Source organism: Amycolatopsis rifamycinica, assembly GCF_000695625.1.
GTDB lineage: Bacteria > Actinomycetota > Actinomycetes > Mycobacteriales > Pseudonocardiaceae > Amycolatopsis > Amycolatopsis rifamycinica.
In genome coordinates this window covers 106,171-122,989 of record NZ_JMQI01000001.1, presented here as the reverse complement: position 1 = coordinate 122,989, position 16,819 = coordinate 106,171, and the positions used below count along the sequence as shown (strand labels likewise).

General features: G+C 69.4%; 21 protein-coding genes and 1 pseudogene. 14 read left to right on the top strand and 8 right to left on the bottom strand.

What is annotated here, in order from left to right; translation table 11 throughout:
* The first annotated feature begins 143 nt into the window (after nt 1-143).
* From DV20_RS00610 to DV20_RS00585, 5 genes are all read left to right on the top strand, one after another.
* On the top strand, nt 144-650 hold the full coding sequence (locus tag DV20_RS00610) for a YbaB/EbfC family nucleoid-associated protein (RefSeq protein ID WP_043775179.1): 507 nt from the start codon (nt 144-146) through the stop codon (nt 648-650).
* A complete protein-coding gene (locus tag DV20_RS00605) occupies nt 647-961 on the top strand; it encodes a hypothetical protein (protein ID WP_051735723.1) in 315 nt (104 codons plus the stop codon). The genes DV20_RS00610 and DV20_RS00605 overlap by 4 nt, the downstream gene beginning before the upstream one ends.
* On the top strand, nt 961-2,535 hold the full coding sequence (locus DV20_RS44625) for a WXG100 family type VII secretion target (RefSeq protein ID WP_051735722.1): 1,575 nt from the start codon (nt 961-963) through the stop codon (nt 2,533-2,535). The genes DV20_RS00605 and DV20_RS44625 overlap by 1 nt, the downstream gene beginning before the upstream one ends.
* A gap of 21 nt (nt 2,536-2,556) precedes the next feature.
* Nucleotides 2,557-3,180, top strand: coding sequence for a TetR/AcrR family transcriptional regulator (locus DV20_RS00590; protein WP_043775174.1), 624 nt, complete (start codon nt 2,557-2,559; stop codon nt 3,178-3,180).
* Between the two features lie 64 nt (nt 3,181-3,244).
* Nucleotides 3,245-4,075, top strand: a complete 831-nt coding sequence (locus DV20_RS00585; protein ID WP_043775172.1) for an alpha/beta fold hydrolase — start codon at nt 3,245-3,247, stop codon at nt 4,073-4,075.
* Here DV20_RS00585 and DV20_RS00580 read toward each other — a convergent pair.
* Nucleotides 4,062-4,433: a DUF742 domain-containing protein gene (locus DV20_RS00580; protein ID WP_043775171.1), complete on the bottom strand. Its 372-nt coding sequence runs from the start codon at nt 4,431-4,433 to the stop codon at nt 4,062-4,064. The genes DV20_RS00585 and DV20_RS00580 overlap by 14 nt on opposite strands.
* A 242-nt stretch (nt 4,434-4,675) precedes the next feature.
* Between DV20_RS00580 and DV20_RS00575 the strand changes: the two genes are divergently transcribed.
* Entirely contained in the window at nt 4,676-6,037 is a 1,362-nt protein-coding gene (locus DV20_RS00575) for an NAD-dependent succinate-semialdehyde dehydrogenase (RefSeq protein WP_043775168.1), read from the top strand.
* 14 nt (nt 6,038-6,051) lie between these two features.
* A pseudogene (locus DV20_RS00570) lies at nt 6,052-6,301 on the top strand (XRE family transcriptional regulator); the annotation flags it as partial.
* Between the two features lie 103 nt (nt 6,302-6,404).
* Here the strand turns inward: DV20_RS00570 and DV20_RS44620 are convergent.
* Together DV20_RS44620 and DV20_RS00565 are read right to left on the bottom strand one after the other, a co-directional pair.
* Nucleotides 6,405-7,403: a DUF6414 family protein gene (locus DV20_RS44620; RefSeq protein ID WP_152603598.1), complete on the bottom strand. Its 999-nt coding sequence runs from the start codon at nt 7,401-7,403 to the stop codon at nt 6,405-6,407.
* A 653-nt stretch (nt 7,404-8,056) separates the two neighbouring features.
* Complete coding sequence (locus tag DV20_RS00565) at nt 8,057-9,037, bottom strand: LppU/SCO3897 family protein (protein ID WP_152603597.1); 981 nt, start codon at nt 9,035-9,037, stop codon at nt 8,057-8,059.
* A gap of 170 nt (nt 9,038-9,207) precedes the next feature.
* Here DV20_RS00565 and DV20_RS00560 point away from each other — a divergent pair, with 170 nt between their 5' ends.
* Nucleotides 9,208-9,642: a hypothetical protein gene (locus tag DV20_RS00560; protein ID WP_043775163.1), complete on the top strand. Its 435-nt coding sequence runs from the start codon at nt 9,208-9,210 to the stop codon at nt 9,640-9,642.
* Nucleotides 9,639-10,082, top strand: coding sequence for a hypothetical protein (locus DV20_RS00555; RefSeq protein ID WP_043775160.1), 444 nt, complete (start codon nt 9,639-9,641; stop codon nt 10,080-10,082). Before DV20_RS00560 ends, DV20_RS00555 begins: the two co-directional genes overlap by 4 nt.
* On the opposite strand, the gene DV20_RS00550 is transcribed toward DV20_RS00555, so the two are convergent.
* Nucleotides 10,037-10,462 carry a L,D-transpeptidase gene (locus DV20_RS00550; protein WP_407638303.1) on the bottom strand — a complete coding sequence of 142 codons (426 nt, stop codon included), beginning with the start codon at nt 10,460-10,462 and terminating at the stop codon, nt 10,037-10,039. The genes DV20_RS00555 and DV20_RS00550 overlap by 46 nt on opposite strands.
* 126 nt (nt 10,463-10,588) lie before the next feature.
* Nucleotides 10,589-11,500: a hypothetical protein gene (locus tag DV20_RS00545; protein ID WP_043775155.1), complete on the bottom strand. Its 912-nt coding sequence runs from the start codon at nt 11,498-11,500 to the stop codon at nt 10,589-10,591.
* 122 nt (nt 11,501-11,622) lie between these two features.
* On the opposite strand from DV20_RS00545, the gene DV20_RS00540 reads away from it, so the two are divergent.
* A complete protein-coding gene (locus tag DV20_RS00540; protein ID WP_043775153.1) occupies nt 11,623-11,928 on the top strand; it encodes a hypothetical protein in 306 nt (101 codons plus the stop codon).
* A gap of 10 nt (nt 11,929-11,938) precedes the next feature.
* Here the strand turns inward: DV20_RS00540 and DV20_RS00535 are convergent, their stop codons facing one another.
* A complete protein-coding gene (locus tag DV20_RS00535; RefSeq protein ID WP_043775150.1) occupies nt 11,939-12,376 on the bottom strand; it encodes a hypothetical protein in 438 nt (145 codons plus the stop codon).
* Nucleotides 12,377-12,694: 318 nt separating this feature from the next.
* Here DV20_RS00535 and DV20_RS00530 point away from each other — a divergent pair, with 318 nt between their 5' ends.
* Nucleotides 12,695-13,570, top strand: coding sequence for a helix-turn-helix domain-containing protein (locus DV20_RS00530; protein WP_043775148.1), 876 nt, complete (start codon nt 12,695-12,697; stop codon nt 13,568-13,570).
* Nucleotides 13,571-13,599: 29 nt separating this feature from the next.
* Nucleotides 13,600-14,310, top strand: a complete 711-nt coding sequence (locus tag DV20_RS00525) for a 2OG-Fe dioxygenase family protein (RefSeq protein ID WP_043775146.1) — start codon at nt 13,600-13,602, stop codon at nt 14,308-14,310.
* Nucleotides 14,311-14,313: 3 nt separating this feature from the next.
* Here the strand turns inward: DV20_RS00525 and DV20_RS00520 are convergent, their stop codons facing one another.
* Entirely contained in the window at nt 14,314-14,763 is a 450-nt protein-coding gene (locus tag DV20_RS00520; RefSeq protein ID WP_043775143.1) for a nuclear transport factor 2 family protein, read from the bottom strand.
* A gap of 114 nt (nt 14,764-14,877) precedes the next feature.
* Between DV20_RS00520 and DV20_RS00515 the strand changes: the two genes are divergently transcribed.
* Nucleotides 14,878-15,744: a LysR family transcriptional regulator gene (locus tag DV20_RS00515; protein WP_043775140.1), complete on the top strand. Its 867-nt coding sequence runs from the start codon at nt 14,878-14,880 to the stop codon at nt 15,742-15,744.
* Between the two features lie 3 nt (nt 15,745-15,747).
* Here the strand turns inward: DV20_RS00515 and DV20_RS00510 are convergent, their stop codons facing one another.
* On the bottom strand, nt 15,748-16,128 hold the full coding sequence (locus DV20_RS00510; RefSeq protein WP_043775137.1) for an STAS domain-containing protein: 381 nt from the start codon (nt 16,126-16,128) through the stop codon (nt 15,748-15,750).
* Between the two features lie 137 nt (nt 16,129-16,265).
* Between DV20_RS00510 and msrA the strand changes: the two genes are divergently transcribed.
* The gene (gene msrA / locus DV20_RS00505) at nt 16,266-16,781 is read left to right on the top strand and encodes a peptide-methionine (S)-S-oxide reductase MsrA (RefSeq protein ID WP_043775135.1); all 516 of its coding nucleotides are present in this window, start codon (nt 16,266-16,268) and stop codon (nt 16,779-16,781) included.
* Nucleotides 16,782-16,819 lie beyond the last annotated feature (38 nt).

The following is a 16,819-nucleotide window of genomic DNA, read 5'->3' as shown; positions in this document are numbered from 1 at the left end:
GTTCCCCCGACCAGGTGCCCGAGGGCAACATCCGGTGAACAACCAGGCACACTCCCGGCTAACACCGGATGACCATTCGGGGTGCGCTAACCTGCCGCAAAGGGGTCCGGCCGTGGGGGCCGGCGCGTCGAGGAGTCGATTTCGTGCAACCGAACCTGGGGCCAGGCGAAGACTTCCAGCTCCTGCTCGAGCGGCAGGTCCGGGAGATGCAGTCGAAGGCCGCGGCGCTGAACGAGGCGCTCTCGGCGGCCGGGGCGACGGTCCGCACCCGTGACGGCTCGGTCACCGTGACGCTCGCCCCGAACGGCGCGCTCACGAACCTCGAGCTCGGGCACCGGGCGTGCGAGCTGGGCCCGGCGCGGCTGACCGCGGCGATCATGGGCGCGGTGCGCGACGCGCAGCGCCAGACCGCCCGCGCCGTCGCCGATTCCTTCGCCACCATCAACGGCGACGGCGAGTCGACCGAAATGGTCCGGTCCTTCCTGCCGCCGGACCCGCCGCCGGACGGCGACTTCGCGGCGTCGGAGACCGCTGAGCCGGCCCCGCCGCCGCCTCCGTCGTCGCCGCCCTCCCGGCCGGTGCCGCCGTCCGCGCCGCGCCGCCGTCCCGCGGCCGACGACCACGCCGACGACGAATCGAACCCCTGGTGACCGGCGGCGGCTTCCGGGTCTCCGCGGACCCGCTGGTGGAGTTCGGCAAGCACCTCGACGAGCTGCAGAAGAACCTGCAGAGCACCTCGGACCTCGTCGGCGGCATGGTCTGCGACCCCGGCATGTTCGGCATCAACCCGGCGTGCCAGCTGATGGCCGCCGGCGCGAGCACGTGGACCGACAAGGCGCACCACCAGTTCGGGGAGTACGCCAAGACCATCGGCGAATTCGCCGACAAGGTCAACGAGGCCGCGAAGCGCTACCAGTCGGGCGAATCGGACGCCGTGAACTCGATCGTGAGGTTCGGATAGTGGCTGACGACTACAAGAGCAAAGACGTCAGCCTCCACGGTTCGGAACTGTTCAACGACGACAACCGGGCGGCCGGGGCGGGCTTCTTCGAGGCGGCGACCGGCCTGGACAAGGCCGTCAAGGAGCACGACAAGGTCGCGATCGGCATCGGCTCGGCCGGGATGGCCCTGGAGACCATCGGTCTCGTGCTGGACCCGATCGGCAGCCTGCTGACGGCGGGGATCGGCTGGCTCATCGAGCACATCACGATCCTGCGGTGGCCGCTGGACATCCTGATGGGCGACCCGATCGGCATCGCGGCGGCGAGCGAGGCGCTCACGGCCGAGAAGAAGAAGCTGGAGCAGTGGTCGGCCGACCACCAGCAGGCGCTCGGCAAGCTGATGGAGGAGTGGAGCGGGCAGGCCGCGGACCAGTTCAAGAAGGACATGGACGCGGTCACCGAGCAGCTGAGCTCCCTCGGCGGCTACCTCGACGAGGCCGGCAAGAACATGAAGATCGCCGGCGGCATCGTCGGCGCGTTCCGCGGCATCCTGCGCGACCTGATCGCGATGCTCCTGGCGACGATCATCAAGGGCGCCCTGATCGCGGCGGCACTGGCCCCGGTGACGTTCGGGGCTTCGATCGCGATCTTCATCGGCACGACGATCGGCACGGTGGCGACGGCACTGGGCAAGATCGGCGCCAAGCTGGCCCAGCTGGCGAAGAAGCTGGGCGAGCTCCTGCAGGCCCTGACGAAGCTGGGCAAGGCGGGCGACGACCTGGCGGGGGCCAAGCCCCCGACGACCAGCCTGACGCCGACGCCGACCCCGAAGCCCACACCGAAGCCGGACCCGGCGCCGACGCCTAAGCCGGACCCGAAGCCCGACACCACGCCCTCCTCGGCGACGCCGGATCCCAAGCCCGAGCCCAAGCCGGACACCACGCCCGATCCGAAGCCCGATCCGGCACCCTCGTCCTCCTCGGCCACTCCGGACCCCAAGCCCGAGCCGAAACCGGACCCGAAGCCCGACACCACCCCCTCCTCGGCCACCCCGGAACCCAAGCCCGAGCCCAAGCCGGACACCACGCCCGATCCGAAGCCGGAACCCAAGCCCGACACCACCCCTTCCTCGGCGACCCCGGATCCCAAACCCGAGCCCAAGCCGGACACCACGCCCGACCCCAAGCCGGACCCGGCACCCTCGTCCTCCTCCGCCACCCCGGAACCCAAGCCGGACCCCAAGCCCGACACCACGCCCGATCCGAAGCCGGACACCACGCCGTCCACTCCGGATCCCAAGCCGCACAAGCCGTTCACCGACCAGATGACCGACGTCATCAAGACCAAACTGTCCCAAATGGACGGTGTGACGCCCGAGATCATGCAGAAGTTCGACAAGATCAGCAACTTCTCCGTGCACGAGCTCGGCAAGCTCTTCGGCAAGGAAGGCGCCGAAAAGTTCGAGTCGGCCATCAAGGTCATGACCGACCCGTGGTTCGGCAAGTCGGGTCTGGCCGGCAAGACCGTCGTCGACATGATCAAGGGCGTGCCCGCCAGCGTCGGCAACGTCACCGGCGGGGACGACGACTCCTAGCCGCGTGCCAAGCTGTCCCCCGTGGACAACGCTACCGACGAACCGGCTCGGGCGCGCTACCGGCGGTCGGCCGGCTCGCCGCGCGGCGAGGCCCGGCGCCGGGAACTGCTGGCGAAGATCACCGACGACGTCGCCGAGAACGGGCTCGTCGACTTCTCGCTGCGGCGCGCCGCGCGGGCGGCCGGGACGACGCACAAAGTGCTGCTCTACCACTTCGAAGGCGCCGAGGATCTGCTGCGGCAGGTGGTCTTCGCGCTGCGCGAACGGCGGATCGGCAACGCGCTGACGGCCGTCGCCGCGGAGTCGCCGACGCTCGCCGGTCGCGTCCGGGCCGCGTGGTGCAGCCTCCGCGACGAGGAAACCCGGCTTCGGCGCGTCCTCGACCAGGCGATGGGCCTGGCGATGTACGACCCGGGCCGGTACGCCGCGCTCGGCCGGGGCGCGTCCCAGCAGTACCTGCCGACGCTGGTGTCGTTCTGCCCGCCGCACTGGCCGGAGCGGCGCAAACTCGAGGTCGCCGAAATGATCCTCGCGACGCTGCGGGGTTTCCTCGTGGATCTGCTCACCAGCCCGGACGGCGAGGGCGCGGAGGCGGGGGTCGCGGCGTTGCTGCGGGCGGTCGAACGGGAGGAAGCGGCGCCCTGAGCCTCGACAGTTTGCGAACCACGTGGTTCACTTCCGGCACGGGGGACTTCACCGGGAGGCCGGAATGCACGTCGAGCTGTCCGCGGGCACCATCGAGTACACCGACACGGGCGGGGCGGGGCCGGCCGTCGTCTTCGTTCACGGCCTGCTGATGGACGGCTCCCTGTGGGACGGCCCGGTGGCCGGCCTCGGCGGCCTCCGCTGCATCGTCCCGACGCTGCCGCTCGGCGCCCACCGGCTGCCCATGCGCGCCGACGCCGACCTCTCGATGCCCGGCCTCGCGCGGCTGCTCGCGGAGTTCCTGGAGCGTCTGGACCTGCGGGAGGTCACCCTGGTCGGAGTCGACACCGGCGGCGCGCTGGTGCAGTTGCTCATGGCGGACGACGCCCCGCGGGTCGGCCGGGTCGTGCTCGCCTCCTGCGACGCGTTCGACAACTTCCCGCCCGGCCTCACCGGGAAAACGCTGTTCCTGACCGGGAAGCTCTCGCCGTCCCTGTTCGGGGCGTTCATGCAGCAGCTGCGGTTGCGCGCGGTGCGCCGGCTCCCGATCGCGTTCGGCTGGCTGACGAAACGCGGCGACGCGGCCGCGGCCCGCTGGATCCGGCCGCTGCTGAGCCAGGCCGCCATCCGCCGCGACACGGTCCGCGTCCTGCGGGCGGCCGCCGCCGCACCGGGCATCCTGCTGGACGCGGCCGAGCGGCTACCGGGCTTCGACCGGCCCGTCCTGGTCGTCTGGGCCACCGAGGACCGCGTGATGCCCCTCGAGCACGGGCGGCGCCTGGCCGCCCTGCTGCCCAAGGGAGAGCTCGCCGAAGTGGCCGACAGCTACACGCTGCTGCCGCTCGACCAGCCGGCGGAGTTCGCCCGGCTGGTCCGGGACTTCACAGCCGGCTGAGACCGTGCAGGATGCGCTTCATCAGGTCCATGTTCGGCCGGTTGCCGTTGCCCCGCTTCGCGGTGTGCACGGCGACGAGGCCACGGTCGGCGAGGTCGGAGAGCAGCACGCGCGCCACCCCGAGCGGCAGCCGGCGCCGCGCGGCCACCTCGGCCACCGACTGCGAAGTCCGGCACAGCACGCAGATCTCCGACTCTTCCGGCGTGCTTCCGCGGGTCATGGCCCGCCCGCGCGCGGTCGTCGAGACGAGCGTCTCGACGGGAAGGTCACGCGTCGGGCGCGTCCGGCCGTGGGTGCGGAAATACGGACGGACGAGCCCCGCCGCTCCTCCGTCATCGAGCGCGGTCCCCCAGTGCACAGCCAGCTCCTCACGGCGATTAATCCTTGTAGGCGATTATTCGACACCGTGATCGACTCCACCGCAATCGTCCGAACAGGCTAACGGACGGTAAACTGCAGGTCGGGACCGCGCCGTTGAACGACACCACCCCGAGGGACGAAGGTCATCCAGGGGGATTATCAAAATTCTGACAACTCGGCCACCGCGCCGCCTCCATAGTGTATACAGTATCCAGTAGGCACGCTGCCGAGGAGGCCGTCATGTACTCAGTCACCAACCCGGCGACGGGCGACCTGGTCGACGAGATCCCGAACGCGGCCGACGAGGAGGTCCGCGAGGCGATCGGCCGGGTCCACCGCGGATATGCGGCCTGGCGCGCCCGCCCGGTGGCCGGACGCGCCGCGATCGTGCTGCGCGCGGCGGAGCTGTTCGCCGAGCGCGCCGACGAGCTCGCCGCGATCATGACCCTGGAGATGGGCAAGCGGATCAACGAAGGCCGCGGCGAGGTGGGCGTGGTCGTCGACATCTTCCGGTACTACGGCGAGCGCGGCCCGGACCTCCTGGCGGACGAGCCCCTCCCCATCCGCGGCGGCGAGGCAGTGCTGACGAAGGAGCCGATCGGGGCACTGCTGGGCGTGATGCCGTGGAACTTCCCGTGCTACCAGGTCGCCCGGTTCGTCGCGCCGAACCTGGTGCTGGGCAACACGATCCTGCTCAAGCACGCATCGATCTGCCCCAGGTCGGCGATCGCGATCGAGTCCGTCCTGCGAGACGCCGGCGTGCCCCCGGACGCGTACGTGAACGTGTTCGCCTCGAGCCGCCAGGTGCCGTGGATGCTCGCGGACCCGCGCCTGGTAGGGGTGTCCCTCACGGGAAGCGAGCAGGCGGGCATCTCGGTAGCGACCGAAGCCGGCCGCAACCTGAAAAAGTGCGTCCTGGAACTCGGCGGCTCCGACCCACTGATCGTCCTGGACACCAATGACCTGGATGAAACGGTCAGAACCACGGCGACGGCCCGCATGCGCAACTGCGGCCAGTCGTGCAACGCCCCCAAGCGCATCATCGTCCTGGGCGAGTTGTACGAGGAGTTCACCGACCGGTTCGCCAAGCGCGTGACGGAGTACTACGTCCCGGGCGACCCGGCAGACCCATCGACAACACTGCCCCCACTGGCGTCCTCAGCAGCGGCGGACGAAGTGGCGACCCAGATCGAGACGGCAATCCGCGAAGGAGCCACATTACGCGCGGGCGGCCACCGTATTCCGGGCCCGGGAGCCTACGTGGAGGCAACGGTCCTGACGGACGTAACCCCAGAGATGGCGGCGTACCACGAGGAAATCTTCGGCCCGGTGGCGCTGCTGTTCCGAGCGGAGACAGAGGAGGAGGCGGTGACCCTGGCCAACGACACCCCGTTCGGACTGGGCGCAAGCGTGTTCGCGGTCGACCGCACCCGGGCAGCCCGGGTGGCGCGCGGAATCGAAGCGGGGATGGTGTACGTGAACAAGTCAGGCGGGTCGGAGGCGGACCTGCCGTTCGGCGGGATCAAGCGCTCCGGAATCGGACGGGAACTGGGGGCGCTGGGTATCGAGGAGTTCATGAACAAGAAACCGATCCGCCTCTGACCTGCTGTCCCTGCATCACCAAGAACCGGACGCCCTGACCCCAAGCACCGGCACAAGATCGCGTATGGCGCGTGAGTCAGAGACCTACCTGTGGCCGGACTCGGTGGCCCGGAGCGCAGGGCCGAAACGGCCGCCGCCGAGCTTGTGCAGGTCTTCTCGCACCGCAACGCCGTCCCCGTCGAACTGTGGGACCTACTGATCAAGGAAGCATCCGAGACCGCCGAAATCCTGGTACACGCAGCGTTGTTCCTGGTCGAACGCCCGTTAAGGATACATCACGCGGTAAACCTGAAGAAAACTTATTTCACCTTAACCATCCGACCATAATCCGATGCTCCGATCCTGAACAGATGAAATAACCTCCCGCTCACCCCCCCGTCGAAATCGTTCGATACACTGCAAGCGGAACCAGAGAAAAGCTTGGAAACTGCGGCAAGTCGGCGAATCCGATACGAGCAAAGTACTCGACGAATGAGTTGACACCTTGCGCGAATCGATTTCTATTTATGTCGCCGTCTTCAAAAGCATCTGACAATTCGACACTGTCGGGCACCTCATTACTTCCCGCAGGAGCGTGAGACCCTAGCGTGCCAACCACTGTCCATTCCTGAGGGGAAAAGCCATACTGGGCGAAGAGGATCTCCGGGTCCGATTCCAGATACCTGCGCCCCTCCTGTAGTCTCATATTCACCGCATAAGCCCTGTTGTCACAAGGAAGCAGACTGAGATGCAACCCTGGCCGAAAGACTCCACGTGCAATCTGAACAAAAGCCCTAAGAAAATCCTGGCTCACCTGACCTTCTTCGCCGAAAGCCGGAAAATTGCTGATCTCATCTTCAATCTGCTCAAATCTCGGAGTATTTATCTCCGGCTTACGGCCAGGAGGTCGCTTCCCCTTCGACGGGCCCGAATTCGACGATAGTGTCGACTCAAACAACTGCGGGGCAATCTTGGACAAACCAAGGATCGTTGAGCCAATGCCAGCAAAGAGCTTGGCAATGTACCGTGCGTCAAATAGTGCACCTTGGCCAGTTAATCGCATCAACATCCCTGGCGGAAACTCTCGTTGCAGTGATCCATCTTCCCAGAAATCAGAACTTGCCAGCGTCTCCGATACTTCAGGCAATAACTGATTTACCTCCAGTATCTCTTCAAGGTCCGAGTAGATGGCATCGGCAAGTGATTTCTGCACATATTCTTCGCTTCCCCAATTCCGCTCATGACTTGCAACAGACTTTATACCACCTGTTGTTGCCTTGGTAGTTTTTTCAGTTCGGCGCATCTCTTCAGCTACGCCGCCGTCGAGCTGAGTCAGTAGAGAACGAACTTTGTCTGCGTCGACATACAGGTACTCTCGAAGTTCCACAATTCAATCCCTATCGCTTTGCACTGTTATAACGCTGCCGAACTTGGCTTTATGGAATCAAGGCGCGCCGCCAGCGGCGGCGCGCACGTCACCACCCGTGCGGCGGGCTCGCCCTCATGCGACACGGACGGCCTGCCGCTCCGCTTCGGCCGCCGGTCGCCGGGCGGCCCGCCGGAGGGCCGACCGCGTACGCGCGCCGCCGGGAACTGATTGATCCACTCGTCCGCATACGCCCAGAGACGTCGCTAACTCGATCAGTGTTACGCCGTTCAGCGCCACGATCGTGTGACCGCTCCTCGTCAGCGATCGTTCAACACCGGCCGACCGCCATCAAGGGCGGCTACGGCGTCGCTGCGCGATGAACGCAAGCGCCCACCCTTGACACCAGCCCTCCGGCGCTAACAGCAGCGGGGGACGAGGAAGACGGGAGGGCTGTTACCTGGCCGTGTGAGGCACAGGGCAGCGAGAAGCCAGGCCGTCAGAATCTCAGACAGGCCCGGACGCGACCGGACCCAACAGACGCAAAAGAGCAGCTCAAAGGTGGTATGTCTAAGAACGCCCCAGGCCCACCGACCGCCTGGATAGTTCATCAACCAGAAACCGATACGCCTCTGACCCGCCGTCTGCCGCATCCCGCCAGAACCGGCCAAGCCCTACTTCTTCACCGACTGCATGCAGTACGTGGTCGTAGCCAGCGACCCTCGCATGCTCCACGAAGCCGCCTGGTCCGCGCCCGGGAAGTCCTTGCAGATCTCCTCGACCGTCTTCGTCAGACCGTCCATCTTGGTCAGGCCATCCACCTGGCCGAGCACCTTCGCCGCACCCTTGGCGCAGGGTGCGAGGTGGAGCTCGTTGTTGGCGCCGGTTGCCATGCACTCGCCCACCGCGGGCTTCCGGTTGTCCGGGTGCTTCAGGTCTTCCAGGCACAGGATCTTCGACGACAGGCTGCCCTGCCGCTTCCACTCCATCGAGGCCGCCGCGGAGGGGACCTTGGCGCAGACCGCGGTCGTGAACCCGCCCAGTGCGCCGCCGTCCTCGATGGCGGCGACCTTGTAGGTTGCCTCCGGTCCACAGGGGACCTTCTCGGTGTGGGCGGCGTCGGAGAGGTCTCCCTTGACGCAGTCACCCACCCGTGGCATTCCCTTGCCCGGGTTCTTCACGTCCTCCAGGCAGAGCAGCGTGCCCTGCGAGGACTTGACGCCCTCCCAGTACGCGACGGTCGCCGTCGGGAACTGGTCGCAGCCGCCGCCGATCGTGACGGTCAGCTGGGACTGGTTCGGGACCTTGCCGACGATCTTGTAGTTGGCCTCCGGGCCGCAGGCCACCGACGTCACGCTCTCGGCGTTGTCCGTGTTGCCCTTGAGGCAGTCGCCGACGTCGCTGCTCCTGGGCGTGGACGAGGTCAGCGCGGCCACCACCACGACCGCGACGAACACGAGGGGGATACCGATCCGCAGCGCCAGTTTGAGGCCACCACGCTTCTTCGGCGGCAAGCCGACCGGCGGGTACGGCGCGGGCGGGTAAGGCGCGGGCGGGTACGGCGCGGGCGAGTACGGCGGCGGAGCAGCCCCCTCGGCCGGCGGCCGGAAGGGATTCTCTTCGGGCGCGGGCTGCTGCGGTCTGTCTTCGGGCATGGTCACGGAAGGTCCCCCCAAGGTCTGAGCATGATCGCCGGCCGCATCCTAACCGCAGGCCGCCGACCGCCCGGAAGGAGCAGGAAACCGACTCCGTTCGGCCACCGGTCCGGCGTGATCGGCACCCGCGCGGCGGTACCCTTCCCCGCTTGATCGACTATCGTTCCCCCATGACGCTGGAACTCACCGGCGGACCCGATTTCGCCGCACAGGCCCCGGAAAACCCCCGCTGGACCCGCCGGTACTCCCCCGCCGCGGTGACCTTCGGCTGCCCCGCCCGGCTGTCGGAACGGACGCCGCGGGTGTGGAGCGGGCGCGGCCTCGGCCTGCCGGAAGCCGACCTGACCGGCTTCGCCGCGCAGCTGCGTCGCGTCATGAAGCACGACGCCTACTGGCTCGCCCGGGATCCCCAGGAGGGTGACCCCGCCGTCTGGTCGCCAGGCCGCTACGACGACGAGGACGGCTTCGTCTACTTCGCCGGCCCCTGCGCCCACGGCGACCCCTGGCCCGGCTACCGACCCGCCTCGGCCTTCACCATCGCTCTCCCCCACGTCCGCGGCCTGCGGATCCGGGTGGCGGCGTACCTGGCCGGACACCACGGGTGACTCCGGCCAAGGCCGGCGCCGTCGCCGCGGTCGTGAGCGGGATACCGTCGACCGCGCACGCGCTCTTCACCGGTGGTGACGTCCTGGCCGCCACCCGCGCCGCGGGCACGCTGCTGCCGGGACGGCGGGGCCGGCCGGGCGTCGTCGCCGGGTTCGTCGCCCACGTCGTCGTCTCGGCCGCCTGGACCGGCGTGCTGGCCGCGGTCGCGCGTCACCGCCGGCTCGGGGCCGGCGGTGGTGCGGTGGCCGGGCTGGCCATCGCCGTGCTGGATCTCGGGATCGCGGCCCGCGCGTACCCCGCCGTGCGGGATTTGCCGCGCGGGCCGCAGATCCTGGATCACCTGGTGTTCGGCGCCGTCACCGGCGCGCTGCTCGACCGTCCGCGAGAGACGGATCAGCGCACGACCTCGACGACGTCACCCGGCTTCAGCGAGTTGTAGAACTTCACCGCGGCGGCGTGCGAAAGGTGCACGCACCCGTGGGACTTGGCCTTCAGGCTGCCTTCGTGGAACGCGACCCCGGTGGTGGTGAAGAACACCGAGTACGGCATCGGCCCGTTGTACTGCTTGCTGTAGTGGTCGATGTCCTTGTACTGCACGTGGAACTTCCCGACCGGGGTCGGGTACTTCGGCAGCCCCACGGTGATCGGGACGCCGCCGTAGGTGACGTTCCCGGCGCCGTCGGTCAACCACGCGGTATTCGAACTGCGCTGGACGCAGGCCTTCGCTTCGGCACTGCACGGCGTGGACGCCGCTTCGGCCGTTCCCGCGAACGCCACGGTCCCCGCCATCGCGGCGACCCCGCCCAGGAGTGCGATCATCCTCCGGTTCATCGTGTGCCTCCCGTTGTCGTTCGGCTACACAATGAGAGTGCCCACTCGGGCGATCTTCGAACCCGAAGAATCCGAAGAACCCGGTGAACCCGAAGAACGCGGAAAGCGGCAATTTCAGTTCGCCGGCCGGGAAAGCTCGAGGAATTCGGCCTGCTCCCGGTCGTACCGGCGGGTCAAGCCGTTGCCGTAGCGGTCCCACCAGTTGGCCGTGTGGCCACCCTGGCGGGTGGTCGTGTCGCCGTAGATCCGGCGGTCGTACTCGATGCGGGCGTCGCGGAACTCCTGCTGGAACTGCTCGGGAGTCAGGCCCTGGGCGTGCTGGACGGCCGCGTCGCTCAGCGTGCGCGAACTGCGCACGATGTCGTCGCCCGCCATGTGGTTGAGGATCGCGCGGACCCCGCCGGCGCCGCGCATGTGCGCGCCGGACATGATCGCGGCCTGGGTGCCGGGGTCGGTGAAGTTGAGCGCGCCTGCCGTGCGCGCGTTCGCCGTCATCAGATCGGCGACGACCGCGCGTTCCTCGGCGCTGCCGATCCCGTACTGCTCGCGCGCGGCGATGATCCGGTCGTAGCCGTTGTGCATGTTCTGCCGGAATCCGTACGCCTCGGGCACGCCGCCCTGCTCGCCCGTCGCGCCCTCGGACCGCATGATCGAATCGACGACCCGGGGATCCAGCTGCGGGGGCGCCGCGGCCGCCGCGGCGGCGCCACCCCCGCCCTGCTGACCGCCGCCGTACGCCTGGGCGACGTCGGAGTCGGCGGCGCGGTACCCGTCCGCGGCCTTCTGGACGTTCTGGTTCACGTTCACCAGCAGGCTCAGGAGCTTCTGCAGCGCGCTGCCCAGCGTCGAGTGCAGGGCGGCGTTCGCGGCCGCGACGCCGCTGCCGATCCCGGCGAACGACAACGCGTCCAGCACCAGGCCTTCCAGGTCCCGGGTGGCCGAGAGGAAGGACGACCCGACGTCTTCGACCGCCCTGACGACCGTCCCCATCTCCGCCGTTTCGGCGCGGTAGGCCCCGGCACTCATGGTCTGCTCCCTCCGGACACCGGCTGTGCGCGTCGAGAATTCCCCACCGCGCCTGCCGGGCCCACGGCCGAATTACCCACTGATCGCGGCAGGACTGCCCACACCGGCGCTAAAGTCGGGAGATGAGCGAACCGGACGGCGACCCCAACGTGGTCGAGGGCGAGATCGTCGAGCACACCCCCACCGAGGCGACGGCGATCCCGTCGCCGCCGCTGCCGGACCCGGACTACAGCGAGGGCGGAGTGCCCAGCTTCGACTTCGTCCGCGACAAGATCGAGAACCGGTACACCACGTCGCTCGGCTCGGTCGACGTCGCCGGCCTCGGCACCGAAAACACCGCCGAGGCCCTGGACAAGAAGATCGCCGACCGGGACCAGGCGGCCAAGGACAGGCTGGCCGAGATCCGCCGCTCGATGCGCGGCGAGTGAGCCGGCGCCTTCACGTCCGACGCGCGGAGCTCGTCCCGCATTCCGGCGCCCCGCCGCCGCTGAGGAAGTGCGCGGCCGCGTAGCCGGTCCGCTGCCCGGCGATGATGCCGCGCAGCCACCGGTCGTCCCCGGACGCGGGCGTGCCGTGCGTCCAGCACTCCGCCTCGAACGTGCCGCCCTCCGCGATCCAGCCGACCCGGCGGCACGTCGCGGCCGCGCAGGAGCGGACGTTGAGGCCGTTCTTCCCGGTCCCGGCCACCACGTACGGCGTCGGCGCGGTGCGCGCGAGCAGGTCGCCGCCCCCGCCCGCCGGGTCGGTGGGGGGCCCGCCGGAGGAGCCGGACGGCCCCGAGCCGAGGCCGCCCAGCAGCACGAAGAGCAAGAAGGCCGCGAAGGCGGTGGCGGCCAGCACCCGGACGAGCACACCCGGTCTCAGCACGACGAACATGGCGATTCCTTCCCCTCGGCGCCGCCCGCCGGTCCGGTCCCCTGTCGTCGTTCCTGGTCGTCCTCACTGTCTCGGGTCCCGGGCCTGGCTCCGGCCTTGCCCTGCAAGTGTCACTCCGGGATGGCTCGTTTGCAATTCCCACGGAGGAATCCCAAGGTGGAACACCCGTTCGGCGCAACACGCGGCCGACCAGCGAAAATCCACTTTCGAGGGGCGAGGTCCCACCCAGCAGAGCCGGATGGAGTATGGTCGCGGCGCGATGGGAAACCCACCAACCGGGTCCCATCGCGAACGGTCCGCCGCGAGAACGAAGGTTTCATGGCCCCCACGCAAGGTCCGATCGTGCCGCGCCGCCGGATCGCGGACACGCTCCGGAGCCTGCGTGACGAGTCCGGCCGCACCCTCGAAGAGGTGGCCGAGACGCTATTGATCTCGACGTCGAAGCTGTCCCGGCTCGAGAACGCCCAGGGCAGCCCGCAGGCCAGGGACGTCCGCGACCTGATCCGCTTCTACCGCATCGAGAACACGCAGCTGGCCGAGCGGCTGATGCGCTGGGTGAAGGCGTCCGGGCGGCAGGGCTGGTGGACCGACTACTCGCAGACCACGGCGACCCCCGGGCTCGACGCCCACCTCGCGTACGAGTCCGAAGCGACGGTGGCCCGGATCTACACGATTCCGCTGCTGCCGGTGCTCCTGCAGACCCCCGAATACGCCCGGGCCCAGTATTCGACGCACGAGCCGTGGTGGTCGGCCGACGAGGTCGAGCGGCTCGTCGAACTGCGGGAACACCGCAAGCACGTCCTCACCGAGCGCGAGGACATGGCGCCGCTGCGGCTGGTCGCGGTGACCCACGAGTCCGCGCTGCGGCAGTTCGTCGGCTCCCGCGAAACCATGCGCGCGCAGCTGGACCACCTGGTCGAACGGTCGACCGCGCCGAACATCGAACTGCGCGTCTTCCCCTTCGCCCATCCTCCGCTGTTCTCGATGAGCTGCATGTACGCCTACTTCGAGTTCGAAGACGAACTCGACCGCGACATCGTGCACATCGAAACCCACGCCGGGTTCCGGCACATCGAGACCGCCAAGACGGTGGAGCACTACCGCGGCTACCACGACGCGCTCGTGGCCGCGTCCCTCGAACCCGACGAGAGCCGCGCCCTCATCCGCGAGATCCAGTCCGCGCAGTTCGGCTGATCCCTTTCCCTTCACGTTGGGACCCACGCATGGCTTTCGATTTCCCCGTTCCCGCACGCGAAGAACTCCGGCTGCACCGGAAGCGGCTCGACACCGACGGCTACCTCGTCGTGTCCGACGACGAGCTGGGCCTGCCCGGCGCGCGCCTGCGTGAACACCTCCTGCGCACGTACTTCACCAAGGACGTGCTCCGCCGCTACCCCGGCGACATCCCCGCCGACCGGGAGCGGGCCCGCGACGTCGTCGAGTACGCGTGGCGCGGCGAGGACGTGACGCTGGCCGAGCACCCCGAGATCGCCATCGAGGACCGCGGCGGCCGTCCCGAGCGGCGCGAGTACGCCCGCACGCCGGTGGCCCACGACGCCCTGTTCGCCGCCTGGATCCGCGCCGCGCTCGGCCTCATCCCGGACGGCCGCCGCCGCGCGCGGGGAACCTTCGGTGTCAACATCTTCCGGACCTTCACCAACGTCGTGACGCGGCCGCACGCCGACGGCGAGGAGTTCGTCTTCGTCTACGTCGTGGACCGCGACGGCTCCGGCGCGGAGACGACGCTCTTCCGCCCGGACGCCCCGGACACCGCGGTCCACCGGCAGCGGCTGGAGCCGGGGCAGCTCATCGTGTTCGAGGACGCCCGCTTCCTGCACACCGCCAGCCCGCTGATCGCCCCGCCGGGCGGACGCGCGCGCCGGGACGCCCTCGTGTGCACGGTGGACTACCCGCAGACCTACGGCCTCGGCTGACGCTCACCCGAAGATGGCCACCGGATCGCCGGTGTACCAGGCGTTCTCGATGACGACGCGGCGCATCAACCACCGGTCGCCGTCGCGGACCAGGGCGACGTCGTAGCGGTTCTTCAGCAGGGCGTGCGTGCGGTGGTCCGGGCTCAGCAGGTGCTGGGCCTCGACCAGCGCCGTCAGGCGGGCCGTGTCGCCGTCCACGGTCACGCGCGGGTTGGTCACCTGGTGCGTGGTGTCGACGCGGCCGGCGAACAGCGCCAGGATCGTGTCCACGATCGCGTCCCGCCCGGTCATCAGCGGCGGCCGTCCGCCCCACCGCGCGGCCGCCGGCCGGAAGTCCACCTCCGCGTCGGCGGCGAACGACGACGCGAACAGCTCGCGGTCCTTGAGGTCCTGGCCGAGCGCGAAGCGGTACAGCGCGTCGACGATCTCCAGGCGGTCGTTCAGGTCCGGCATCGGAGCTCCTTCTCGAGGTGGTTCATGGCCTCCAGCCTGCGGACACCCGCGAAGCCGATCAACGCGGGTTCGTGCCACGATCGTCAAACACGAGTTGACGATCGGGGGCGCGACATGCCGCGGTGGCAGGAGCTCGAGACGTTCCTGACGCTGGCCGGGGAGCTGCACTTCGGCCGCACGGCCGAGCGGCTGCACGTGTCCACCGCGCAGGTCAGCCAGACGATCCGCAAGCTGGAACGGCGGATCGGCGCGCCCCTGTTCACCCGGACCAGCCGCCGCGTCGAGCTGACGCCGGCCGGGCGGCGGTTCCGCGCCGACCTGGGTCCGGCCTTCTCGGCGGTCGAGGCGGCGCTGGCCGACGCCGTCGAAGCCGGCCGCGGGGTCACCGGCACGCTGCGCGTGGCGTTCGGCGACGCCGCGGGCGGGCAGCTGCTCGCCGGGGTGGCCGAGCGGTTCCGGCAACGGGCCCCCGGCTGCTCGGTCGAGTTCCGCGAGGTGCGCCCGGCCGAGGTCCTGCCCTGGCTGCGCGAGGGCGAGGTGGACGTCGTGCTGACCGGGCTCCCGCTGCCCGGCCCGGACCTGGTCACCGGCCCGGTGCTGGTGCGGGAGCGGCGCTTCCTCGCCGTCGCGGCCGGACACCCGTTCGCCCGCCGGGACGCGGTGCCGGTCGCCGACCTCGCCCGGGTCACCGTGCTGCGGTGGTCGCTGCCGGACCCGTGGCTCGACGACCACGCGCCGGACACCGAACCGCGGCCGCGGGCCGGCCTGCAGGAGCTGCTCACCCTGGCCGGCGCCGGCGCGGGGGTGCTGCCGGTCGGTGCCCACGTCCGCCGTTACCACCCGCGGCCCGACGTCGCCTACGTGCCGCTCGACGGCGCCCCGCCGCTCGAGTGGGGACTCGTGTGGGCCGCCGGCACGGCGTCCGCGCGGGTGCGCGCCTTCGCCGAGGCCGCGGCGGAACTCGTGCGCGAACCCGGCTGACGTTCAGCGCGGCAGCCAGCGCATCTCGACCGGCTGGTACCGGGCGATCGCGAGCAGGCGGTGGGGGAACACCGGTACCCGGCCGGCCAGGCCGGTGAGCCGCACCACCCGTTCGACCTCGCTGCCGGGCGGCACGATCAGGCAGCCCGCGATCCGGCGCGTGCGGCACCGTTCGATCACGTCCTGCAGCCCGCGGACCCCGCGGACCGACAGGAACTCCAGTTTGCCGAGGTCGAGCACCAGCAGGGGCGGCCCCGGCAGCTCGCAGACGGCGGCTTCGAGCGCCCCCGTCCGCTGCCGCACAGCGTCGATGTCCGGTTCTCCGCGCATTTCGACGACCAGTACGCCGCCGGAGTGTTCCGTGGCGATGTCGTCTTCGCGCATCGCGCCTCCCGGGAGCCATCCCGTCCCGCCCCATCGTCCCACGGACGTCAGGCATCCGTAATACCGGCGTGGAATCATCGGAGGTCCGGGGCAGTTGTAACGGGCGGTAGCACCGCACGAGGAGAAGGAGTGACGCCGTGACCACGTCAACCGAAAGGGCCGTCCTGGCCGGCGGCTGCTTCTGGGGCATGCAGGAGCTGTTCCGCCGTCAGCCCGGGGTGATCTCGACCCGGGTCGGTTACAGCGGCGGCGACGTCCCCAACGCCACCTACCGCAACCACGGCACCCACGCCGAGGCCATCGAGGTGATCTACGACCCCGCGCAGACCACGTTCCGCGACCTGCTCGAGTTCTTCTTCCAGGTGCACGACCCCACGACGAAGAACCGCCAGGGCAACGACATCGGGCTGAGCTACCGCTCGGCGATCTTCTTCGAAAACGACGAGCAGAAGCGGGTCGCCGAGGACACCATCGCCGACGTCGACGCGTCGGGCCTGTGGCCGGGCAAGGTCGTCACCGAGGTCAGCCCGGTGGGCGACTTCTGGGAGGCCGAGCCGGAGCACCAGGACTACCTGCAGCGCATCCCGAACGGGTACACGTGCCACTTCGTGCGCCCGGGCTGGAAGCTCCCGAAGCGTGAGAAGACCGCCTGACCGCAGAACCACCGAAGGCCCCTTCGCCGATTCCCGGC